Source organism: Providencia sp. PROV201 (assembly GCF_028479545.1).
GTDB lineage: Bacteria > Pseudomonadota > Gammaproteobacteria > Enterobacterales > Enterobacteriaceae > Providencia > Providencia huaxiensis.
The window spans coordinates 87,904-112,303 of record NZ_JAMPNW010000011.1 but is presented as its reverse complement, the minus strand read 5'-3'; the positions used below and the strand labels follow the sequence as shown (position 1 = coordinate 112,303).

Sequence of the window (24,400 nt, the reverse complement as noted above, 5' to 3'; positions counted from 1 at the left end):
AAGTGAGTGGTTGGCAGCGTGCGTTTGTACTCCATTCAAGGCCTTACAGTGAGACGAGTTTACTGCTCGATTTTTTTACTGAAGGTGAAGGAAAAATACGTTTACTTGCAAAAGGCGCTCGCCGTAATCGCTCACCATTGAGGGGCTGTTTACAGCCCTTTACACCTTTGCTTATCCGTTGGGGTGGCAAAGGTGAAATCAAAACCTTAATTAATGCTGATCCCGTATCTTTAGCCCTCCCTTTAACAGGTACCGTTCTATATAGCGGTTTATACCTTAATGAATTAACCGCGCGTGTATTAGAGTTTGGTACACCATATTCCGCACTATTTTTTGATTACCTCTCCTGCTTACAAATTCTGGCTGCAAGTGAGCACACTCCCGAGTTTGCATTGCGTCGATTTGAACTAGCTTTGCTTTCTTACCTTGGTTATGGTGTTGATTTTTTACATTGTGCTGGTAGCGGGGAACCTGTTTCTGACACAATGACTTACCGGTATAGAGAAGAAAAGGGGTTCATTGGCAGTTTGGTTGTTGACCAACTTAGTTTTACGGGTAAACAACTGAAAGCATTGGCGAGTCGAGAATTCCCTGACACAGATACGCTTAAAGCAGCAAAACGTTTTACCCGGCTGGCATTAAAACCCTATTTAGGTGGTAAGCCATTAAAAAGTCGAGAATTATTTCGTCAGTTTACTTATTCACCCGTTGAACATAACAAACAGAGTTAAAACTGTTTTTAATTTTATTTTTATCTAATTTGTCACGCCGTTATTACTAGCATATATCCTTTTCTCATGTGTCTTTTTAGCTGAATTAGCGTAATCAGACAACGCAAATTTTTTGCCGATATAAAATCTTACGAAGCGCTTCGCAAAAATAAAGTTCAAATACTGAAACAGAGCGTGCGGATTGGAATTTGCTTCGAATGGTGAGAGATTTATTCCCTCAACAGAGAAAATTACAGTAGGATAGTGGGTAGATAAGTTTATTAGCGTTTATTAATGGGGAATAAAAAATGGCAGAGCTTTTGTTAGGCGTAAATATCGACCATATTGCAACGGTTAGAAATGCAAGAGGAACTCAATATCCAGACCCTGTACAAGCTGCATTTGTTGCGGAGCAAGCCGGAGCTGACGGTATTACAGTGCACTTACGCGAGGACCGTCGCCATATTACAGATAGAGACATCGCTTTGTTGAATGAAACTATTCAAACGCGTATGAATCTTGAAATGGCAGTAACTGAGGAAATGGTTGAAATTGCATGCCGTATCAAACCAACTTTTTGCTGTTTAGTGCCAGAAAAGCGTGAAGAAGTCACTACTGAAGGTGGTTTAGATGTTGCGGGCCAAAAGCAAAAAGTGGCTGATGCTGTAAAACGTCTAACTGACGCGGGTATTCTTGTTTCATTATTCATTGATGCGGATCATCAACAAATTGATGCTGCTCAAGCGTGTGGCGCACCATTTATTGAAATTCACACTGGAGCTTATGCTGATGCGAAGTCAGAACAAGAGCAAGAGTTAGAATTTCGTCGTATTCGTGATGGCGTCGTGTACGCAGCAAGTAAAGGCATTAAAGTCAATGCAGGTCACGGCTTAACATACCATAACGTTCAACGCATTGCGCAGTTGCCTGAAATTTATGAGCTTAATATTGGCCATGCAATTATTGGTCGAGCTTTATTTAGTGGGTTGGCTCAAGCCGTTGCTGACATGAAAAAAATCTTATTAGAAGCACGCAAATAATGGCAATTGTTGGATTGGGAACGGATATTGTTGAAATTGCACGTATTGAGTCTGTTCTTGAACGAACGGGTGATAGCTTAGCAAAAAGGATCTTAACGGAGACTGAGTTAGTTCAATATCAACAACAGTCAAAGCCAGCTCGCTTTTTAGCCAAACGGTTTGCAGTGAAAGAAGCAGCAGCTAAAGCATTAGGCACTGGGATCCGTAATGGCTTAGCATTTAACCAATTTGAAGTCAGCAATGATAAATTGGGGAAACCATTACTAAGCCTAACAGGAGAAGCATTGGCACTAGCAAATCGGTTAAGAGTCACGCATTGCCATGTTTCTATTACCGATGAGCGGCACTATGCATCTGCGACAGTTATCATAGAAAGTAATTCTTAAACCGATGTCATATTGAGCTGCCAGTAAGAGTTACTGGCAGCATTTAGGGGTAACTAGGCGAATAATTGAAAACAAAGTGAAGTTAAGCCTAAATTTTATCCGCATGGTGAATGGCGACAAACTTATCCCAAAGCTGTTCTTCAGTTTCGATATGTTGCGGATCAGTGATGATCGTATTAGTAATTGGGCATACGGACTGGCAAGTAGGTTTGTCGTAATGGCCTACACATTCAGTACATAGAGTTGAGTCAATTTCATAAATTTCATCGCCCATAAAAATTGCATCATTTGGGCACTCAGGTTCGCACATATCGCAATTGATACAGCGTTTTGTAATTAATAAAGACATATCAGTGATTTACATTGTATTAAGTTAAAAACTAGTAACTTATACCTTGCACCTATTCGTTACTTTCGTTTGGTTTTTATATTTTTATGTCGTGTATTTTACCTTTAAAGTTCGAAAAAAGTAACAACAAATCATAATGTAGATGCTTTATATCATTTAAACGATAAATTTATGTTTTTTGCGTTCAATTTTTGTTACATCAAGATGTTGGCAGTCTTTTCTGTTATTTGAGTGATACCTGGATAGTTACCTTCTGATTTTACAATAATCAGTAAATTAGAATATAATAATAATGTAAGCTTAGATGAGGATATAACTAGACTTGTACTAAAAAATTGAATTTAGATGTGTGAAATAAAATTTATTATTTTAAATTAATTACTCATGATAGAGTTTTTACGCTGATAAATTTATATTTTTATGATTAATATTTTTATTTATTTTTTATAAAAACATAATTTAAAATTAGTTATTTTAAATAAGGGGCATAGTGCCCCTTGGAAACTAATTTAAATTTTCATAAAATATAAGGCTGATATTATATGATACTATAGCTATGAGTTCTCCAGCTTTTATCTTTTTCAGCTTGACTAAATATATGAATAAGCCCATTAGCGATAAACAGAGTTGCTGATTGAATCGTACTTCCAACAGTAAATTCATCAACATAGAGTAGTTTTATACCTGCTTTATCGTCGATTTCATATAACTCGACAATTTTTTCGCTTAAATTATATCCATATAAATATTGTTTATTCTCTACCGTATCATAAAATGCTTGAATGTTACCAAGGTAGGATCTTAATTTTCCTTTTTGAGCTGGAGCATTTGGGTCAATTTTACCATTTTCAGCCATAGAATATACAACGTAAGTTTTATCTTTTGAGTGACCTAAAAAATAATTACGCTTTGCAGCACTGAACGTCATTGTTGTTGGGTAAAACTCTTCAAATGAACCATCTTGTACTAATCGTCTAATGATAGCCATATATTTATTCCTTCTAATGTTAATAATGAATAATAATGTGATTGCCTAGTTATCATAAATAAATAAGTTAGATTTAAAATAATCTTTATTATTAGTTCATTTCATATATCTAATTAATAGAATAAACATTCACAAAGATTGAAAGTTATGATAGAAATAATAAAAAAGATAAAGGGTTAACAATATGTTCGAAAATCTTGGCGTTCTTAACTTCTGGACTTATTTGGCAGGGCTTGTACTAATCATTATCGTACCAGGGCCTAATTCATTATATGTATTAAAAACAAGTACATCGAGCGGCACACGGTTTGGTTATCGGGCTGCGCTAGGGGTATTTACTGGGGATGCGATATTAATTTTCCTATCATTTATCGGTGTCGCGTCAGTGATAAAAGCATCTCCAACGCTATTTATGATAGTGCGCTATTTAGGTGCGGCTTATCTGCTATATTTAGGCGGTAAGATTTTATATAGCACCTTTATGCGTAAAAAATCGAGTCAAGACGGCATTGACGTTATCTCAATTAAAACAGAAAAACATTTTACTCGTGCCCTTGTACTTAGCTTAACAAACCCGAAAGCTATTTTATTTTATATCTCTTTCTTCATTCAATTTGTTGATTTTAATTACTCTCATGCATGGGTGCCCTACCTTGTACTCGCGACGATCTTAGAATTAGTTAGTTTTTTATACTTAAGCTTATTGATTTTTAGTGGTTACTTGATAGCGCGTTTTTTACGTGAAAAACAACTCCTTGCAAAGCTTGGAAATTGTACGGTAGGTGCTTTCTTTATGGGTTTTGCCGCTAAATTAGCGATTTTTAGTAATTAAAATTAGGCTGTTATTATAGAGGCAAAAGCATTTTAATTGCGGTCACTCTAACATTTAAGGATAATTACGTGTAAACGCATTGGCCAGAGGCAAGAGTGACGCAAATAGAAATTGATGAATATTGGATGCAACAAGCCATTGAACTTGCGCTAAAAGCACAAGATCTCGGAGAAATTCCTGTTGGTGCGGTTTTAGTTAAAGATAACCGCTTAATTGCTTCGGGTTGGAACCGCTCTATTATTGATCACAATCCGACAGCACATGCTGAGATCATAGCTTTGCAACATGCAGGGCAAGCGCTATCAAATTATCGGCTATTAGATACCACGCTATATGTCACGTTAGAGCCTTGTATTATGTGTGCAGGTGCAATGATCCACAGCCGCATTAGCCGTGTAGTTTATGGCGCGAAGGATTTTAAAACAGGAGCTTGTGGTTCTTACCTAAATATCATGGGGCAAGCTGGGCTAAATCATTATGTTGATGTTACTGGTGGTGTTCTAGAAAAAGAGTGTTCTTCAATGCTGAGTGCTTTTTTTAAACTGCGTAGAGCCCAAAAAAAAGAACAAAAGCGCTAACACAATAAAATTTAGCGCTTTTATTTTTTATTTCAGCACAACTTATAGTGGGTTTTCAGGTGCTTTTGGTGGAGAGACAGCGGCATCACCATCGGCCTCATCGGTATTTTGCGATGGGTGCAGTGAAAGCAAATATTTTCCTAATGGTAGTCTTTTTTCTTCAAGAGTTTTAGGGGGTTGCGTCGTAGAGCGCATTTTCTCTAAGTGCGAAATACTCACTTTTTCAGGAACAGGGGACTGGTTTTGAATCGTTTGAGCCCCTGCTGGGGTAAGATCTTCTGGAGAAATTAAATAAATAAGTGATTTTTGCGCAATATCAAGCGCATGTTGCTTTCTTTCTTGGCTTTGTAGGTAACCAACTAGGCTTTGATGATAACGACGAATGTTTTCAACGTAACGATAAGCTTCATGGCCACGAGCATAGCCATAAGTGAGTTGTGAGTAATATTTTTTCTGCGTTAATAAGGGTAAACGGGCTTTTACGTCTAACCACCTGTTAGGGTCTCCACCTAACATTTCAGTTAATTTACGCACATCCTGCATATGCCCATATCCCATATTATAGGCAGAAAGGGCGAACCAGATACGGTCATCCTCTTCGATGGTTTCAGGTAAACGTTCCATAATATAAGCAATATACGCGGCCCCACCCTTGATACTTTCTTCAGGGTCTAACCTGTCCACAATACCCATTGTTGTTGCTGTTGGCTTGGTTAGCATCATCAAACCGCGTACCCCTGTAGGCGAAGTTGCTAAAGGATCCCAATGGGACTCTTGCCATGCGATAGCCGCTAACAGTTTCCAGTCAATGACTTGAGCGTATTTTTCAAAAAGTGGTTGATATTCAGGGAGCTTGCTATCAATTGCTTTTATAAATGCCATTGTGTCGAAATAATCGAAAGACTCTACATGGCTAAAATATTTTTCATTAAGACGTGCGAGTAATTCGGTTTCATGGCTGAGATTGAAGAAATCAAGCAATGCAGCGTCTAAACTGTTTTCTTTGCTACGACGCATGTACCAAGTGACAGCATGTTCATCCAAGAGATCAAAAGCAACGGCAATTTGAGGGTGAATGCGTTGCTGTAGCGCAACAGCGATAGAGTCTTCTAATGTGTAGTCAACCTCACCATCGGCAACCATTTCAAGGATTTGATTGGTATTGTATTTTGAGGTTTCTTCCCATTTTAGGTTTGGGTATTCTTTGGCCAGTTCTTTCAGTGTACTTGCATGAGCCGTACCTGCTGTAACTAACAATTTACCATTAATTTCATTGAAATTTTTAGGTCGATTAGTCCCTTTGCGATAGACAAGCTGTTGAGTGACATTAAGATAACTTGGACCTGTTTTCGTTTTGGCTAAACGATCTTTGTTATACAGCAAGCCCGCGACTGCGATATCAGCATCACCATTTTCAAGGTCATCGAATATTTGCTCGAATGTTGGGCGGATGGTTATTTTAAGCTTAACTCCTAGGTATGAAGCAAAGCCTTGAGCCAGCTCGTAGTCAAACCCACGCAGCTGTTTTTGCTCATCAATATAGATAAGTGGTGAGCTAACGGCACTAATACGTAATTCACCTTGAGAAATAATTTTATTAATTTGTGAATCTTGCGTATTGGGCCAACGGACGTTAAAACCGATGACCATAGTAGCCAGTAGCGCGATGACCACGACAATTAAATAGTTAACTTTTAAGTTATTCAAATAATAGTTTCTCGTGCATTGACTGGTGTTGTATGTCCATAAAAGAGTATGGCTAAGTAATGGTTATAATTCCAGTGGTCGGCTATTTTGCTCAACATTTAGGAACGGTGCAACCTATATTATCGTATTTAGCACAGAATAATATTTAACTAATCGCTTTATTTTTAATCACGCAAACGGTTTCGTATTGATGAACATTGCTCTATAATGTGTTCCGGTTTCCCTGCTTTCATGTTCAGGGCTGGCGTTTAAAAGAGAGAAATTAAGACGATGGAAATTTTGCGTGGTTCACCTGCTCTATCAGCATTTCGTATTACCCGCCTTTTGGCGCTGTTTGCAGAAAAACAGCTTCCTGTCACGGATATCTATGCTGAATATATGCACTTTGCTGAATTATCAGCGCCGTTGAGTGATAGCGAGCAAGGCAAACTAAGCAGTTTGTTAAAGTATGGTCCTTCTCTGGCAGAGCACGACCCATTCGGTAAGCTTATTTTAGTCACCCCTCGTCCGGGTACTATCTCTCCATGGTCTTCAAAAGCAACGGATATTGCCCATAACTGTGGCCTTAGCCAAGTAAAGCGTATTGAGCGTGGGATTGCTTATTATATTCAAGGTGATGAACTGACCCAAGAACAGTGGCATGAAGTGATCGCGGCTTTACACGATCGCATGATGGAAAGCATTTTCTCTTCTTTTGAACAAGCGAGCGCATTATTTGTGCAGCAGCAGCCGGCACCAATGAAATCCATAGATGTGATTACGGGCGGCCGCCTTGCATTGGAAACAGCAAATAGGGAAATGGGTCTAGCGTTAGCTGATGACGAAATTGATTACTTGCTAGATGCATTTATTGGGTTAGAACGTAACCCAACGGATGTTGAGCTTTACATGTTTGCTCAAGCAAACTCAGAACATTGCCGCCACAAAATCTTTAATGCAGATTGGGTTATTGATGGTGAAGAACAGCCTAAGTCGCTGTTTAAAATGATTAAAAACACCTTTGAAAAAACACCTGACCATGTTTTATCTGCTTATAAAGATAATGCTGCGGTGATGGAAGGTTCATCTGTTGGGCGTTTCTTCCCTGAGCCTGAAGGGCGTACATACCGTTATCATCAAGAAGATGCTCATATCTTAATGAAGGTCGAAACTCATAACCACCCAACAGCGATTTCCCCTTGGCCAGGCGCAGCAACGGGCTCTGGCGGTGAAATTCGTGATGAAGGCGCAACGGGCCGTGGTGCTAAGCCAAAAGCCGGTTTAGTGGGTTTTTCTGTTTCTAACTTACGCATTCCCGGCTTTGAACAGCCTTGGGAAGAGGATTTCGGTAAGCCAGAGCGCATTGTGACCGCTTTAGATATTATGATGGAAGGGCCATTAGGCGGCGCGGCATTTAATAATGAATTTGGCCGTCCTGCGTTATTAGGTTATTTCCGTACTTATGAAGAAAAGGTCAATAGCCACAATGGTGAAGAGTTACGTGGTTATCATAAACCTATCATGTTAGCGGGTGGCATCGGCAATATCCGTGCTGATCACGTACAAAAAGGTGAAATTACGGTTGGTGCCAAACTCATTGTACTGGGTGGCCCTTCGATGAATATTGGGTTAGGTGGTGGAGCTGCTTCATCCATGGCATCCGGCCAATCAGATGCAGACCTCGATTTTGCTTCGGTACAGCGTGATAACGCAGAGATGGAACGCCGTTGCCAAGAAGTCATCGATAGCTGCTGGCAACTGGGTGATGATAACCCAATTTTATTTATCCATGACGTAGGCGCAGGTGGTTTGTCGAACGCAATGCCTGAACTGGTCAGTGATGGTGGCCGTGGTGGGCGCTTTGAGCTACGTAAAATTCTCAATGATGAACCAGGAATGAGCCCACTGGAGGTTTGGTGTAATGAATCTCAAGAACGTTATGTAATGGCAGTTTCACCTGAGCAACTCCCTGTGTTCACCGCGATTTGTGAACGTGAACGTGCTCCGTTCGCAGTGATTGGGGAAGCCACTGAAGAGCGTCATTTAACGCTTAATGATGAACACTTTGCTAACCAACCAATAGACATGCCACTGGATGTTTTATTAGGCAAAACGCCAAAAATGTTGCGTGACGTGAAAACATTAAAGGCAGAGCCGGATTCATTAGACAGAACGGCGATTAATTTAAATGAAGCGGTAAAACGTGTCCTGCATTTACCCGCTGTAGCTGAAAAAACATTCTTAATTACCATTGGCGACCGCACAGTTACAGGTATGGTTGCTCGTGACCAGATGGTTGGCCCATGGCAAATTCCTGTCGCTAACTGCGCGGTAACCACTGCTAGCTTAGATAGCTACTATGGGGAATCCATGTCAATTGGCGAAAGAACGCCAGTGGCTTTAGTGGATTTCGCTGCGTCAGCGCGTATGGCGGTAGGTGAAGCATTAACTAACTTAGCGTGTTCTTATGTGCAAGATCTTAAACGTGTAAAACTTTCTGCAAACTGGATGGCAGCAGCTGGGCACCCGGGGGAAGACGCAGGTTTATATGAAGCGGTTAAAGCGGTTGGGGAAGAACTTTGCCCTGCGTTAGGGTTAACGATCCCAGTTGGTAAAGACTCCATGTCAATGAAAACCCGTTGGCAGCAAGATGGCGAAGAGCGTGAAATGACATCGCCACTGTCCTTGGTGATCAGCGCATTTGGCCGTGTTGAAGATGTCCGCTTAACAGTGACACCTGAGCTAAAAACAGGCCATGATAACGCCTTGTTATTGATTGACCTTGGACAAGGCAATAACGCACTGGGCGGTTCTGCACTTGCACAGGTATATCGTCAATTAGGTAATAAAGCCCCTGATGTACGCAGCCCGGAAGTCTTGCTCGGCTTCTTTAATACCATTCAGAAGTTATTATCAGAGCAAAAACTATTAGCCTACCATGACCGCTCAGATGGTGGTTTATTCGTCACGTTAGTGGAAATGGCCTTTGCGGGTCATTGCGGCATTAATGTTGATATCAGCTCTTTTGATGAAGACACGCTGGCAGCGTTATTTAACGAAGAGTTAGGTGCGGTCATTCAAATTCATGAAGCTGATAGAGCGTATGTGGCAGAATGCTTTGAGCAAGCAGGGCTTGCAGGCTGTGTTCATCATCTAGGTTCTGCAATAAAGGATGATGCCGTGATCATCAATAGCCGAGATACCGTTGTTTATCGTGAGTCTCGCAGCTTACTGCGTCAATGGTGGGCTGAAACGACTTGGCAAATGCAGCGTTTGCGCGATAACGAAGTGTGCGCAGATGAAGAACACGCATTAAAACAGGATAACCAAGACCCTGGTTTGAATGTGAAACTGACTTATGACATTGAAGAAGACATTGCAGCACCGTTTATTTTGTCTGGTGTGCGTCCTAAAGTGGCCGTTTTACGTGAACAAGGCGTGAACTCCCATGTGGAAATGGCTGCCGCTTTCGACCGTGCTGGTTTCGACGCAGTTGATGTGCATATGAGTGATTTACTTGCAGGTAACTTGTCTTTGGAACAGTTCCAAACATTAGTGGCTTGCGGCGGTTTCTCTTATGGGGACGTATTAGGTGCAGGCGAGGGTTGGGCAAAATCTATTCTGTTCAACAATAAAGTCCGCGATGAATTTGCTGCGTTCTTTAACCGTGCAGACACCTTATCACTGGGGGTATGTAATGGCTGCCAGATGATGTCGAATTTACATACGCTTATTCCAGGTGCAGAGTTCTGGCCGCGTTTTGTGCGTAACCGTTCTGAACGCTTTGAAGCGCGTTTTAGCTTAGTTGAAATAGCAAAAAGCCCATCGCTGTTGCTGCAAGACATGGCGGGCTCTCGTATGCCAATAGCGGTTTCTCATGGGGAAGGGCAAGTGGAAACCCGTGCGGCTGCACATTTACAGCAGTTAGAAGATAATGGGCTGGTGGCAATGCGCTTCGTAAATAACTACGGCCAAGTGACAGAACAATATCCAGCTAATCCGAATGGGTCAGTTAATGGTATTACTTCGGTGACCTCGAAAGATGGCCGAGCAACGATCATGATGCCGCACCCAGAGCGTGTTTTCCGTACCGTGAGCAATTCATGGCACCCTGAAAATTGGGGAGAAGATAGCCCATGGATGCGTATTTTCCGTAACGCACGTAAGCAATTAGGTTAATTAGCATTTAAGCAAATTAGTCTCTAAGCAAATTTTGAATACAAGCACTCTATCACTAGGTATAAAGCCAACGTGATAGAGTGCTTTTTTATTATTTAAATATTAATTAATTTCTAATTTATTTCATGAATAAATTTATTGATATATCAGATTAACTTTTTAATTAAAAAATAAATTAAGTGCTAAATTGTTGAATGTTAAATAGTGCTAAGGCAGTGAATGGCTTAGTTATTTATATTCACGGTAAAATTCTAGAGAGTTAATATGGATGCTATAAATAAATTAAAAATGATGATGTCTTATGATAAGGAAATTGAAGGTTTGGATTATATTGATAAGAAATCAATATACATTAATTTAATGAGGGATTGCCTTAATTTAAATGAGGGGGAAGGGCATGAAGTTAAACTGAAAAATACTCGAAATGTTGTTTTTTCAGGGGAGGTGAAATCAAATTTATTTATAAAAGGGAATAAAGAAAACAATGTATTAGATGCAGGTAAAATGAAAGCTTCGATTAATGGGTATGATGGAAACGATCATCTTATTTTTCGGTCGGGTGTTGCACGAGGTGGAGATGGCGATGATAATTATTATTTACGCCGTTATCAATGGGAGAATGTTAAAAATAAAAAAACAATTAAATTAAATGCGAGAATTGTTGAAAAAACTGAAAGCCAGAGTGAAGTTAACTTAGGTTACACGCTAAATGAGATAACTAATGTAAAACTCATTGATAATGACCTGATGTTAACAATTAAGACAAAGTCGCCTTATAAAACGACGGATACTTTAGAGTTGAATTTAACATTAAAAAATGCGTATCAAAATTCAGCAGATGGAAAAGTATTAAAACATCATTATCAACTTTATACCCATGATGGTTTCTGTTTAACACCTATTCTAAAAAATTATAGAAATAAGGGAAGTTTTGATAAGATTTATGAGATTAGCTATTTTCAAGATAAAGATTATCTTAAGAGGCGTGCTGAGAATGACAAAGTTATCATCAATCAAGAAAAGAAAAATATTATTATCAATAATCAGGGGTATTCATCTCCGTCATGGGGGGATTTTAATCCTAATGGGAATGTTAAAAACCTAACGTACACAGGTAGTCATAATGATGATAACTTAACTATGGTAAATAGAGATAGCTATATTATAGCAACAAAAGGGAATGATATTTATCAATTGAAAATAGGTGGTCTTGCACAGTCAGAATTGACCGTTGATCTTAGTAATATGAAAGGAAGGGATGGTCGCGATAATAGCATTATTATAAAGCTGTTTGATGAATATGGAAAGCAGTTACGTGCAGAGGGTCACTCAATATATTTTTCCAATATGTTTAATGATAAAAAACTGAATATCAAATTCGTAGGTTATGAAAATAAAGAATTCCAACATATATATATAAAGGATGCGAATGATAATCTATTTAAGATTAACCTAAAGGTAGATGGACATGAAATAGTTACTGAAAAAAGACCCGATTTATTTACTCAGCAATCTGATGAACTTTACCATAGAAGAGGAGAGATTTATCAAAATGCGATTATTGATGCATTAGATGGAGATGATAAAATTTATAATTATAGTTATTTTGGCATGGTTGTTAATGGTGGAAAGGGTAACGACAGAATCGCTGCACATGAAGGAATGAATGTTTTATATGGTGGTGCTGGGAATGATTTTTTAGAGGGCAGTGTGCAAGGGGACTTATTATTATCAGATTTAGGTAATGATACCTTAAATGGCAATGATGGTAATGATCACTATATTGTTGATGGTTCTATAGGCCGCGGAATAACAGTTATCAATGATAATAATGGAATTAACAACATCCATTTAATGCATTTTAATAATAAATATAAAGATATAGAAGAAAATGGGGTGCCGTATCAAGTTTTTACGTCAAATTCAAAGTTACGCGAGGTGAAAATAAAAAGAATATCCTCTGATGAAATAAATAAAAATCATATTCACCATTATGATAGGCTTCCTGATAATATCTCAAATGATGTAAAGGAAAGTATGAGTCATATGGTAAGGTACTTGGCAGAACATAAACAATATTGGAAAAGAGAATATCCATTATTACCATGGCAGCCGATGTTTGCTTTTAAAGGTTTTTTCGAAAACTCGGATCACGCAATAATCGATTTATCTTTACCAGAGATCCATATTACAAAGGATTCCAAACCTTCTCAGTTAGTTATGCAATTTACTGGTAATCAACATAAAGTAATAGATGAAAGTAAACACGGACGAGTATTTAAAGCCAATATGGGCACTGGAAGTATATCTATGGCACACAATAATACTGGCCATAATGTCTTGTATGCAGAAGAAGGAAATATTGATTTATACGGTGGTGCAGGAAATGACGTACTAATTGCTAATGGCCATAGTGGGTTGTTAAGTGACCAAGAAGGAGAAAATATATTTATTGTTAATGGGGAGTTCAGAGGGGAGAGTATTATTCACCACTATAATGATAAAGACAAAATACACCTAATTAGCTTTAATCGAATACCTGAACTAATAGAGCCTGATAACCAAAATGAAATAGTTCACTATATTTATAGCTCTGAGTCTGGTTATAAAGTCACGATTATCCAACACAAAAATAGTCAAGAGCCAATCGTTATTCATCATAATTCATTATCAGGGGCTCGAAAGTATACAACAGCCCAAAAACTTGAGTATTTAGTGAATACTTTAGCAGAAATGCGGTTGCAAGATGAATATAATAGCGGTGGAATTAATGATTTTGAAAGAATAAATAACCATTGGCAACCAGCTCAACTTGTTAATAATTTTTTGTCAAAAAGGTAAGTACAAAAAAATATTAAGTACATGAGCGATTTATTTTTAACGTTATAGAGCGAATAAAATATGAAGCCCTAACCTATTGATAGTATTAGGGCTAGCTGTATTATAACAGACTGTATTCGAGCGAATATAGCAGTTTAATTAAAGCTCATTATTTCCAAAAACGGTCAATTTGTTCCCTTAATGCTTCCGCCGTTTTTTTGCCTTTTTCGCCAACTAATGCACGGCCAGCAATAAAGGCTTTTGCTTTGATACCGTTAAATAGATGAAGGTCTTCAGGGACTATTCCGCCTGTAATCGAGAGTTCTAACCCTAAATCAGACAGTTTACGCATTTTTTCGATATCTTCATTTGTCCAGCCAATACCAGCAAGTTCGGCATCGCGGGAACGATGGTAAATTGCTTGCGTAATACCAAGTTTGACCCAATTTTTGGCATCTTCAAATGTCCAATTACCATAGATTTCAATTTGGATCTCACGATTAAACTCATCGGCAACTTTTTTACAGGCAGCAATAGTGGCAATATGCGCTGCGGCTGAAACCGTGATCCAGTCTGCTCCCGCTTCAAATGCCATTCTCGATAAAATGGCTCCCCCGTCGGTGGTTTTCATATCGCAAACCAGAATGTGGTCGGGGTACTTTTGACGTAAAGTCGAGACCGCATTCATGCCATCAGCGAAAGCCAAAATGGTACCCACTTCAATAATATCAACAAAAGTGTGTACATTTTCAGCCACTTCGAGAGCAGCGGGTAAGTTGGTTTGGTCTAAAGCAATTTGGATCAAAGGTTTTGTCATTGTGATTGTCCTAAAATATTTTCATGTATTAGACGCGCAAGGCCATCACCATTGTTATCTGTCGCACAAACAAAATCCGCGTGGGACTTCACGGTGTCATCGGCATTTTTCATTGCAACTCCTAAGCCTGCTAGCTCAATCATGGAGATATCGTTGTGATTATCACCAACAGCAATAACTTGGTTTGAGTCATAACCCAGAGAGTTAAGATACTCAGCTAAACGCGTTCCTTTGTTATTGCCTTTAGCAGCAAAATCGAAACGGTTTGACCATGATTTTTCTGCATTAAAAGTTTGTTTTATCCAAGGCAAGTTTAAGAAACGCGCTAACGTAGCGGGTTCACCTTCGACGACAAATTTCCAAATATAGTCAGCGTGCTGGACTTGTTCTTCAAATGAATCAATGCGATAAATTTTTGGCGGATGTGCCATGGTTGGGTTGTTAGCCCATTGCTCCATCGCGCTCATGTAATCGATAGGGTCGATTTTTGAATACACCATGGCGTCGGTGATATACATCACCATTTTTAGTTTGTCCTGTTGCGCTAATTCAATAAAAGTAAGCGCATTCTCTTTGGTGAGAGCATTGTGTGTGAGAACTTTTTCATTTTGGTAATCATAGATATAAGTACCATTGCAACAAATAATTGGCGTGGTTAAACCAAGCTCATCATAATAGGGACGGGCTGCGGTGTGGTGGCGCCCTGTGACTATCATGACATGGCATTGCTTTGCTGCGTTGTTAATAGCTTGTTTGACAGCGGGATGGATAGTGTGTTCTTGGGTTAAAACTGTGCCATCTAAGTCAAGCGCTAATACGTTATACATAGTTGATTACCTCTATCGCTAATTAATGATTCTTTTATTATCATTAAATTAGCATAATGCTTGATCAATAACCTGATAAACATCATCAATGGTGCGGCAGCGACGTAATTTATCAAGGTCGACACCGGTTTCGCTGTCTTCATCATCGAGGACGCGAGTCACCTCCATCAAGCCCTCCATATGTTCATCGGATGAACTGCCTGCTAAAGTGATCAGCACATCAACCGGTTCATCTTCACCCTCAAAAATAATCGGTTTTTTCAGTGTGACTAAAGCAAAGGCGGTTTTTAGCACACCATCTTCAGGTCTAGCATGGGGCAGGGCCAAGCTAGGCGCGATGCAAATATAAGGTCCGAGTTTTTCGACGCTGCTGATGATTGCCTCATGATAACTGGGTTTTATTGCACCTGATGCGATGAGCAGGTCTGTACCTATCTTAATGGCATCACGCCAGTTATCAGCGGATGCTTGAAGCTGTATCGAATTATTGTCGATTAGTGACTGTTTAAATCCCATCATTGCGTTCCTATTTTTTAATGTTAAGGAAATCGATACCGCCATGAGCGATATCTATTCCTATGACTTAGGCTATTTATTTACGATAAAATTGGTATGTATGATATCGAGTAGTTCATCACCGAATGAGTTGGGGTTGAGCATATTTTGTACGCCAAGCACAAATTTTCCATCACCGGGATCCATCTCTGAGCTTAAATGCTTAGAAGAGACAATAATGTCTGTCGCTGTTAATTTCGATTTATAGTCAGATACTGCGCAGGAATCCATGATGTGTGGGATCCCCTTTTTCTCAAGATACTGGCCAATTTTCATTTTCATCATCATGGACGAGCCTTGCCCATTACCACAAACGGCTAAGATACGTACAGGTTTAGCTCCACTATGTTCAATAGGCGCTGATTCGGCTTCTTCACTAATACTAACGACGGGTTCGCTTGTACTCTGTGCATCTTCTTCGGCACGCAATTTCTTTGCCGCAAAATACATATAGACAACGGCTAAGGCGACAATGACAAAGAAGAACATTTTAGTGAACGACAAACCTTGCATAATGACAGGGAAGGCGAGTGCCCAGTCGGCCATGCCCATCCAACCACTGAATTCAGTTCCGTGGTTGTTAATTAAGCTGATTGCCCAAGCTGAACCCAATACTTCGATGATGCCCATCACGAAACACACTTTCATGACCGCTTTCCAGCCGCCAAAATGGTTTGCAAAGATACCAATAGTGGCATTGGAGAAAAACATTGGGATAAAACCAGGGATAATCATAATTGGCGAATTAAATGCCAACATACCCAGAACGGCAACAAATTGCCCGATAGCACCCCACATAAAACCAAATACCATAGCATTAGGGGAGAATGCATAGATTGCCGCACAATCGATGGCGAGCACTGCATTAGGAATGACACGCTCGGAAATCCCTTTAAAGGCCTCAGAAAGCTCGGCAACAAACATTCGCACGCCAGTGACAATGATTTGGATAGCGACGGCAAATTTTAGGCCGGTTTCAATAATATAAATGGTCCAGTGGGTGGTCCCTGCCATGGTTTGTAGGTTGGGGATACCAAAGGAAATTAAGATCACACCAAAGAATAAGGTCATTACAATGGCAGTGGCGGAGATACTGTCGTGGAAGATATGCAGCCATTTGGGCAGTTTTAAATTATCAACACTGTCATTTTTATCGCCCAATTTCGGGGAAACTTTGGTTGCTATCCATGAAGCAAACTGTTGTTGGTGGCCGATAGAAAAACCTGCACCACCCGTAACTTCTTGTGTTGGCTTGAACATAATATTGGAGGAAATACCCCAATACAGCGCCATTAAAACCGAGGAGTATAAAATGGTTTCCCACATGCTTGAGCCGAGAACAAAATAGAAAACTGCGATCAAGCCAGCTTGTTGAAACATAATATGCCCCGTCAACATAATGGTACGAATACCCGTCACGCGGCGAAAAAGGACTAAAAGAATGTTAAGGGCGAGGGCTAATAAGACGGTATAGCCCACCCAAGAGTAGTTATCCCCCATCGCTTCCATCGTGGCCATCATGGAAGTGTAAGGGTCAATAACTGAGCCTGTCAGTCCGTGGTATTCAGACATTTTTTCTATGACGGGTTTAAAGCTGGAAACTAAGGTACTAGCACCCACGCCAACTAGCATAAATCCAACAATTGTTTTGATTGTACCCTTGAGGATCGTCGTACCATCGCGCTTTAATAGCCAATAACCAATAAATGTGACTAAGCCTAATAATAGAGGCGCTTTTGTCATTACTTGGCTGTAAAAAATATAGAAAGCGTCGTATAAAAAATCCATATTTTTACCTCTAATCAAATTGTATTTGTAATTTATCTGGGTCAGAGATGATTCATATTGATCGTATCTGGTGTTATTGCGATATAATCATTTAAAGCGGTCAAACAGTCTCGCAAAAATCAAAGGTGATCATATGTAATCACGAATTGCTCTTTTATGATTGTTTGCATTTGTCTGTTTTTTTACCAGTAAAAAAATGAATAAATGGCGACTTGATCACGTAAAATTTAAATTATCAATATATATCAATATGTTAATTTTTACTTATGTCAAATGTTGTATTTTTGCATGAGCAAAGGTTGACAACATTAGATGAGATAAATAGAATCAAAACTAATCACAGATAATCATTTTGAATCATTTGTCATCATGGTGGTGATTATTAACAAATAAGGCGATGATTATGAATGAAGTGCAAAGACACAATGAAATATTGTCGTTATTGGAATCACATCGAGTGATCAATGTTTCTCATATAACCGAACAATTTAGTGTGTCTCCTGCAACTGCTCGTCGTGATATTTCAAAGTTAGATGGGCAAGGTAAATTACGAAAAGTCCGTAATGGTGCTGAACGCATTGAAAATAAAAAGCGTAAGTGGTCACCGTTAAACATCAATAGCACTGAGCACTATGAAGAAAAATCAGAAATCGCGATTAAAGCCGCGGAGCTGTGTCTTCCTGGGGAAAGTGCTGTCATTAACTGTGGTTCAACAGCTTTTATGTTAGGACAGCAATTGTGCGGAAAAAACGTACAAATTGTGACTAATTATTTTCCATTAGCGAGCTATTTGATTGACCAAGACCATGATGACGTTATTTTAATCGGTGGGCAGTATAATAAGGCTCAGAATATCTTTTTAAACCCCGCATTGAACACGTTAATGGGTTACGCAGGTAACTGGATGTTCACTTCAGGTAAAGGATTAACCGAAGCTGGCTTATACAAAGCTGACATGCTAACCGCGGTAGCTGAGCAGCAAATGCTTGACCAAATTGATAAATTAGTCGTTGTTGTAGACAGTTCCAAGGTGGGTCATCGAACCGGAATGTTATTTTGCCCAGCTAATAAGATAGATGTTCTTATCACTGGGAGGAATGCCAACTCTGAAGTTATCAAAGCGATTGCTGCACAGGGCACGCGAGTGATACTGGTTTAATTCCGTCGAATACCTGATTTTTTAATATAGACAAATTCAGCCGCCATGCCTTAATTTCTCGATTAAGGCATCAGGCTCCCTACATCTAAAATTCTAGAAAAGGTATTGTTACTATGAGCAAAGTAAATGAAATCACACGTGAATCTTGGATTTTAAGTACGTTTCCTGAGTGGGGAACGTGGCTAAATGAAGAAATTGAAAAAACGGTTATTGAACCCAATACCTTTTCAATGTGGTGGCTTGGGTGCACAGGAATTTGGTTAAAAAGTGAGGGAAATACCAATATTTGTATCGATTTTTGGTGTGGAACTGGGAAAAAAACGCAAAAAAATCCACTGATGAATAAACAGCATCAAATGATGCGTATGGGGGGGGTAGAAGCGCTGCAACCTAATTTACGTACTGCAATTTTTCCTCTCGACCCGTTTGCTATTAAAGAGGTTGATGCGATTTTAGCGTCTCATGACCATGCTGACCATATAGATGTCAATGTTGCTGCTGCGGTAATGCAAAACTGCGGTGACCACGTTAAATTTATTGGCCCTCAAGCCTGTGTGGATTTATGGACGAAGTGGGGCGTACCCGTAGAGCGCTGTGTGGTCGCCAAAGTGGGGGATGTGATTGATATCGGTGATATGAAAATCCGTGTATTAGATTCATTCGACCGTACTGCGTTAGTGACATTGCCACAGGGCGTTTCTTCCTATGATAAGCAAATTTTAGATGGTATGGATTCACGTGCAGTGAATTACCTGATTGAAACGACAGGTGGCTCGATTTACCATTCAGGCGATTCACATTATTCAAACTATTATGCGGCTCACGGTAACCGTTATCAAATTGATGTGGCATTGCTTTCCTATGGCGAGAACCCGCGTGGTGTGACCGATAAAATGACTTCATCAGATATTTTACGTGCAGCAGAGTCATTGGATTGCGAACGTGTTATTCCATTCCACCATGATATTTGGGCGAACTTCCAAAACGACCCACGTGAAATTGAAGTTTTATGGAATATGAAAAAAGAGCGTCTGCAATATAAATTTGCGCCGTTCTTCTGGCAAGTAGGTGGAAAATACACTTATCCAACGGATAAAGACCGTATGCATTATCAACATTTCCGCGGTTTTAACGATATATTTAAAAATGAACCTGAATTGCCATATAAAGCATTTTTGTAATTAATTGGTTTGTTAAGAAAAGCAGAAGGGGAAACTCTTCTGTTTTTTATTTGGGCTTAATAACGAAAAAACCGCCACGATGAAGTGACGGTTTAAGCTATTACATTTGAGATTATTCTTTTTCGTTTAAGATAAACATGCCGTATGGGTGGATCTGCAAATAGAGGTTTTCCCCAACAGAAGGTTGTAATTGAGTGGCATTGATTTGCAGCAACATTGATTGACCATGCCAATCAACAGTAACCTCATATTGAGGCCCCATATAAGCAACGTGAGTCACCGTACAGCGTTGGCTATCGTCGCCTTGTAAACTCAGTGTGATGGCTTCAGGACGAACCCCCACAGTCACCGCAGTTTTATCAGTCACAAACTGTTCTGGGCGTGGTAAGCGATAATTGAAAATATCCACAGAATCCGCACTGAGTGTTGCAGGGAAAATATTCGCATCACCCATAAAGCTCGCCATAAATTTTGAGGCTGGCTGGCGGTAGAGTTCTTGCGGTGAGCCTAGCTGCATGATTTTCCCTTTATTCATCACTAAAACCATATCCGATACCGCAAAGGCCTCGCTTTGGTCATGAGTGACATATAAAGAGGTGATATTAAACTGCTGCTGTAACTCACGAATTTTTTCACGCATGCTTCGACGTAAATTTGCATCCAAGTTACTTAATGGCTCATCGAATAACAGGACTTTTGGTTTAAGGATCAATGCACGAGCCAAAGCGACACGTTGTTGTTGGCCACCTGATATTTGGTCAACGAAACGGTCAGCAAAACCGGCTAAATCCACTAATTCTAATGCTTCCTCAACCCGTTTTTTAATTTCAGCTTTGGATAATCCTAACATTTTCAAGCCGTAACCGACGTTGTCACCCAAGGACATATGCGGAAACAGGGCGTAGGATTGGAAAACCATACAGATATCGCGTTGTTGAATGGAACGGTCTGTCACATCTTCACCGTCAATAAACATACGGCCTTCAGAGGGTTTCTCTAAGCCAGCCACTAAGCGTAATACGGTAGTTTTACCGCAGCCTGATGGGCCGAGTAGGGTCACCATGCTACCTTGCGGAATTGAAAGACTTAAATCATCGATGACGGTATTGTTGCCAAAGCGTTTAGTCACATTTTTTAGTTCAACAAAATGATGTTGTGTCATGTCAGTTACTCCATGATTACTGTGCATTTTTGGCTTTGGAACGTGAAACACGGGCTTCGCCAATCAAATAGTCAAATAAGAAAATAATTGCCAACATTACGACAATCAGGATTGAGCCGTAGGCAATGGCAACGCCATATTCACCGTCTTCGACACGGTTCAATATATAGGCCGTTGCGACGCGCGTATCTGGGGTAACCAAGAACACAATCGCACTGACAGTAGTGATCGCGCGGACAAAGCTATAAATCAACGCGGAGAGAATGGCTGGGCGCAACAGTGGCAACAGGATAAAGAAGATGGTGCGCATTGAACCCGCTCGTAAGCTGAGTGACGCTTCATCCAATGATTTATCAATTTGGCCTAATCCTGCGATACCGGCACGGATCCCCACAGGGACGTTACGCATGGTCATTGAAATAATTACGATGGCAGCCGTTCCCGTTAAATAAAACGGTGAGTCGTTAAAGGCTAAAATGTATGATACACCTGCCACGGTACCTGGTACCGCAAAGCACAACATCGTCGTGAATTCGATGGTCTTTTTACCACGGAAGTCTTGGCGAACCACGATATAGGCAATCAGTAAACCAAGGATCGCGGTAATAGGTGCGGCAATACCTGCGTACAGAAGGGTATCCAACAATGACGGCCATGCCCCATCGCTCATGCCTTGACCAAATAATTTAATAAAGTTATCAAAGGTTAAGGTGTAATCAACTCCCCAGTTAACAGTGAAACTGCCGTAGAAAATACTGCCGTATAACAAGACGTTAAATGCAACCCAAATGGCTAAGAAAGTTGTTACGGTGGCAATTAACGATGTCGGTAATGGTTGAACATCACCACGGTAAGATTTTCCTGACACAGTGACATAGGAGCGCTTGCCTATCCACATATACTGAACGCAGAATACTAATAGTGAGAACACTAATAGTGACGCACCTAAGGTACTGGCGGCTTGATAGTCCAGCTGTGACCCGGTGATATAGAAGTAAATTTGTGTTGCGAGTACGTCGAAATTTCCGCCTAAAACTAATGGGTTACTAAAGTCAGCCAATGATTGCACGATAACGATTAAAAATGCGTTTGCCAAAGCAGGTTTCAGTAATGGCATAAATACATTAAAGAAAGTTTGGTAACGGTTGGCTCGTAAAGTATAAGACGCTTCTTCTAAAGATGGGTGAATGGTTTTAATCGCACCATCTAAGATCATGAATGACATTGGCGTGAAGGCTAGAACTTGCGCTAACCAAATCCCTGTAAAGCCATACAGCCAGTTGGTATTTTCAAGGCCCATATAGGTCGCAAGGAATTCAGTAATATACCCTGAGCGTCCCATCATCAAGGTAACTCCGAGACCGACGACAAATGGTGGAGTGACGATAGGCAAAATAGAAAAAACACGGCCAATAATGGCAGAGCGTTTAGCAATACGCGTGGTATAAATGGCTAAAATTAAACCAAAGAAAGTACAGCCAGCCCCTACCGCTAACGATAAAAATACTGAGTTAATAATAACTTGGACAATATGAGATTGTGTCAAAATTGCCACAAAGGCGAATGGTGCAAAGTCTCCATTTCCATCAGTAAACATTGGGATAAAAATAGCGACACTTGGGAACACAATAAACAGGGTTATTAAAGCAACAACGGTGATCAGCGAGCCAATAACAAACTGGTCTCCACCGAGCCACTCAAGGCGGGTTAACGCCAATGTCATCACCATTCCCAAGGCGATAAATAGCACAATAGCGGAGTAACCTAACCCTTTTCCTTCAAAGTAGGAGGTTAAAATCACCACGGCGGCGGTGATAACAGCCACGCCAATATCGAAATAATGGCGTGTTTTGTGATAACGGTCCGCTGGTGTTAACGGGCGAATAAATAAAATGGAAGGTAATAAATACCAAAGCCAGCTAATGTTTAGGCTACTCCAACCGTAAGCCGCTATGATTTCGTCTTGTGTTGAGTCAAGAACGCCATAATCTAGGCTCCAAGAAGGTAGTAATGCGAAACCTAGCCAAGCAATCAGCAGCCAAAAAAAGATACTATCTTTTTTGGTTGGGGTCGATAAGGTTAGGGTTTGAGACATAGTTCCCCCTAAGCTCGTCATATTTTGCATTGTCACGGTGTTGGCTTATTTCGCTAACCCTAGTCACATACTTTTGCATGTTCTTAGAGATAACGTCACTTGCCGCCTAGTGGCAACGCTCATAACTCGAAGCTTAATTAAATTAATTTTTTATTTTAGTTAAGTAAGTGCTCAGTGCGGCGAGTTAACGCCGCACTTAATACTATTTGCTCATTTTGACTTCAGTAACCCATTTGTTGATAAGGTTTTTACGGACGTCAGCATCGCCGTATTTATCCATATCGTAATTAATTAGGTTCAACTCATTGAGTTTCAATGAGATAGGTGAGGATTCAGCCGTCGTATTGGTCAGGATTTGATAAGATTTCCCTTCTTTCCAGCTCAGCTCTTGAGCTTCTTTCGATAAGACGAAATCGACAAACAGTTTCGCGTTGTCCATATTACGTGCATTTTTCAGGATACTGATCCCACCGATTTCATAGCCTGTTCCTTCACAAGGGGCGATAAGTTCTAATGGCGCACCGTTTTCCACTTCTAATGAATAATCATGTAAGAAGCCAATACCAATTGCCGACTCACCACGAGCGGCATTACGTGCCGGGGCAATACCAGACTTAGTATATTGAGAGATATTTGAGTTTAGTTTTTTCAGGTAATCAAAGGCTTGCTCATTTCCCCATAATTGGTCGAAAGTGGCTAATGCGGTATAAGCAGTTCCTGAACTTTGTGGATCTGCAATTTGAATTTCGCCTTTATATTCAGGTTTAGTTAAATCTTTCCAGCAAGTTGGGATTGGCAAGCCTTTCTCTTTTAAGCGGTCTTTATTGACACCGAAACCTAAAATACCGATGTAAACAGCGGAAGAGTAGTTGCCTTTACGTTTTGCTGGGTCTTGGAACTGCGGCATGATTTCAGACAGATTCGGCGATTTGTATGGCTCAAGTAAATCCATTTCCCCAGCTTGTGAATGTGGGTCTAATGTACCGCCATACCACACGTCAGCTTGTGGGTTACGTTTTTCTGCTTCAATTTTGGCTAAAGTACTGCCAGAACCATTACGTACAAAGGTGGTTTTGACATCGTATTTCTTAGCAAAAGCTTGCGTTTCAGTTTCACACATGGCGTTAGTGGCGCTACAGTAAACAACTAAACGGCCTGCCGCATTCACAGTGGTAGAAATAGCCGCTAGGGATAAACCCGCAGCGATAAGCGTAGAGAGAGTTTTCAGTTTCATTTTCAGTCCTTTAT

At 40.2% G+C, this 24,400-nt stretch carries 19 protein-coding genes; 9 read left to right on the top strand and 10 right to left on the bottom strand.

Translation table 11 applies throughout. The features are described 5' to 3' along the window. The first annotated feature begins 2 nt into the window (after positions 1–2). The 3 genes from recO to acpS all read left to right on the top strand — a co-directional run bounded on the left by recO (position 3) and on the right by acpS (position 2,136). Positions 3–731 (top strand): DNA repair protein RecO, encoded by a 729-nt coding sequence (recO, locus tag PR809_RS11245; protein WP_102137510.1) that lies wholly within the window; start codon positions 3–5, stop codon positions 729–731. 287 nt (positions 732–1,018) lie between these two features. Next, entirely contained in the window at positions 1,019–1,750 is a 732-nt protein-coding gene (gene pdxJ / locus PR809_RS11240; protein ID WP_102137511.1) for a pyridoxine 5'-phosphate synthase, read from the top strand. Beyond that, positions 1,750–2,136, top strand: a complete 387-nt coding sequence (acpS, locus tag PR809_RS11235; protein ID WP_102137512.1) for a holo-ACP synthase — start codon at positions 1,750–1,752, stop codon at positions 2,134–2,136. Before pdxJ ends, acpS begins: the two co-directional genes overlap by 1 nt. Positions 2,137–2,224: 88 nt before the next feature. On the opposite strand, the gene PR809_RS11230 is transcribed toward acpS, so the two are convergent. Both PR809_RS11230 and PR809_RS11225 read right to left on the bottom strand, forming a co-directional pair. Continuing rightward, positions 2,225–2,485: a YfhL family 4Fe-4S dicluster ferredoxin gene (locus PR809_RS11230; protein ID WP_036959019.1), complete on the bottom strand. Its 261-nt coding sequence runs from the start codon at positions 2,483–2,485 to the stop codon at positions 2,225–2,227. A 538-nt stretch (positions 2,486–3,023) separates the two neighbouring features. Next, entirely contained in the window at positions 3,024–3,473 is a 450-nt protein-coding gene (locus PR809_RS11225) for an XRE family transcriptional regulator (RefSeq protein WP_102137513.1), read from the bottom strand. Positions 3,474–3,657: 184 nt separating this feature from the next. On the opposite strand from PR809_RS11225, the gene leuE reads away from it, so the two are divergent. After that, a complete protein-coding gene (gene leuE, locus PR809_RS11220; RefSeq protein ID WP_166267570.1) occupies positions 3,658–4,305 on the top strand; it encodes a leucine efflux protein LeuE in 648 nt (215 codons plus the stop codon). 95 nt (positions 4,306–4,400) lie between these two features. After that, a complete protein-coding gene (gene tadA, locus PR809_RS11215; protein WP_102137515.1) occupies positions 4,401–4,883 on the top strand; it encodes a tRNA adenosine(34) deaminase TadA in 483 nt (160 codons plus the stop codon). Positions 4,884–4,925: 42 nt separating this feature from the next. Here the strand turns inward: tadA and mltF are convergent, their stop codons facing one another. After that, positions 4,926–6,590 carry a membrane-bound lytic murein transglycosylase MltF gene (mltF, locus tag PR809_RS11210; RefSeq protein ID WP_206276242.1) on the bottom strand — a complete coding sequence of 555 codons (1,665 nt, stop codon included), beginning with the start codon at positions 6,588–6,590 and terminating at the stop codon, positions 4,926–4,928. 270 nt (positions 6,591–6,860) lie between these two features. On the opposite strand from mltF, the gene purL reads away from it, so the two are divergent. Then, positions 6,861–10,748 (top strand): phosphoribosylformylglycinamidine synthase, encoded by a 3,888-nt coding sequence (gene purL / locus PR809_RS11205; RefSeq protein ID WP_206276243.1) that lies wholly within the window; start codon positions 6,861–6,863, stop codon positions 10,746–10,748. Between the two features lie 264 nt (positions 10,749–11,012). After that, on the top strand, positions 11,013–13,589 hold the full coding sequence (locus PR809_RS11200; protein WP_206276244.1) for a calcium-binding protein: 2,577 nt from the start codon (positions 11,013–11,015) through the stop codon (positions 13,587–13,589). 148 nt (positions 13,590–13,737) lie between these two features. Here the strand turns inward: PR809_RS11200 and PR809_RS11195 are convergent, their stop codons facing one another. The 4 genes from PR809_RS11195 to PR809_RS11180 all read right to left on the bottom strand — a co-directional run bounded on the left by PR809_RS11195 (position 13,738) and on the right by PR809_RS11180 (position 17,555). After that, a complete protein-coding gene (locus tag PR809_RS11195) occupies positions 13,738–14,385 on the bottom strand; it encodes a 3-keto-L-gulonate-6-phosphate decarboxylase UlaD (protein WP_206276245.1) in 648 nt (215 codons plus the stop codon). Then, entirely contained in the window at positions 14,382–15,212 is an 831-nt protein-coding gene (locus PR809_RS11190; RefSeq protein WP_102137520.1) for a Cof-type HAD-IIB family hydrolase, read from the bottom strand. The genes PR809_RS11195 and PR809_RS11190 overlap by 4 nt, the downstream gene beginning before the upstream one ends. Before the next feature lie 48 nt (positions 15,213–15,260). Next, positions 15,261–15,728 carry a PTS sugar transporter subunit IIA gene (locus tag PR809_RS11185; RefSeq protein WP_166267610.1) on the bottom strand — a complete coding sequence of 156 codons (468 nt, stop codon included), beginning with the start codon at positions 15,726–15,728 and terminating at the stop codon, positions 15,261–15,263. A 72-nt stretch (positions 15,729–15,800) separates the two neighbouring features. Further along, the gene (locus PR809_RS11180) at positions 15,801–17,555 is read right to left on the bottom strand and encodes a PTS ascorbate-specific subunit IIBC (protein ID WP_102137522.1); all 1,755 of its coding nucleotides are present in this window, start codon (positions 17,553–17,555) and stop codon (positions 15,801–15,803) included. Positions 17,556–17,958: 403 nt separating this feature from the next. Between PR809_RS11180 and ulaR the strand changes: the two genes are divergently transcribed. Further along, complete coding sequence (gene ulaR, locus PR809_RS11175; RefSeq protein ID WP_206276246.1) at positions 17,959–18,714, top strand: HTH-type transcriptional regulator UlaR; 756 nt, start codon at positions 17,959–17,961, stop codon at positions 18,712–18,714. A 113-nt stretch (positions 18,715–18,827) separates the two neighbouring features. Continuing rightward, complete coding sequence (ulaG, locus tag PR809_RS11170; protein WP_102137524.1) at positions 18,828–19,895, top strand: L-ascorbate 6-phosphate lactonase; 1,068 nt, start codon at positions 18,828–18,830, stop codon at positions 19,893–19,895. 112 nt (positions 19,896–20,007) lie between these two features. Here the strand turns inward: ulaG and fbpC are convergent, their stop codons facing one another. The 3 genes from fbpC to PR809_RS11155 all read right to left on the bottom strand — a co-directional run bounded on the left by fbpC (position 20,008) and on the right by PR809_RS11155 (position 24,386). Next, on the bottom strand, positions 20,008–21,057 hold the full coding sequence (fbpC, locus tag PR809_RS11165; protein ID WP_206276247.1) for a ferric ABC transporter ATP-binding protein: 1,050 nt from the start codon (positions 21,055–21,057) through the stop codon (positions 20,008–20,010). 16 nt (positions 21,058–21,073) lie between these two features. Beyond that, the gene (locus PR809_RS11160; RefSeq protein WP_206276248.1) at positions 21,074–23,152 is read right to left on the bottom strand and encodes an ABC transporter permease; all 2,079 of its coding nucleotides are present in this window, start codon (positions 23,150–23,152) and stop codon (positions 21,074–21,076) included. 202 nt (positions 23,153–23,354) lie between these two features. Beyond that, positions 23,355–24,386, bottom strand: coding sequence for an ABC transporter substrate-binding protein (locus PR809_RS11155; protein WP_102137526.1), 1,032 nt, complete (start codon positions 24,384–24,386; stop codon positions 23,355–23,357). Between the last annotated feature and the right edge of the window lie 14 nt (positions 24,387–24,400).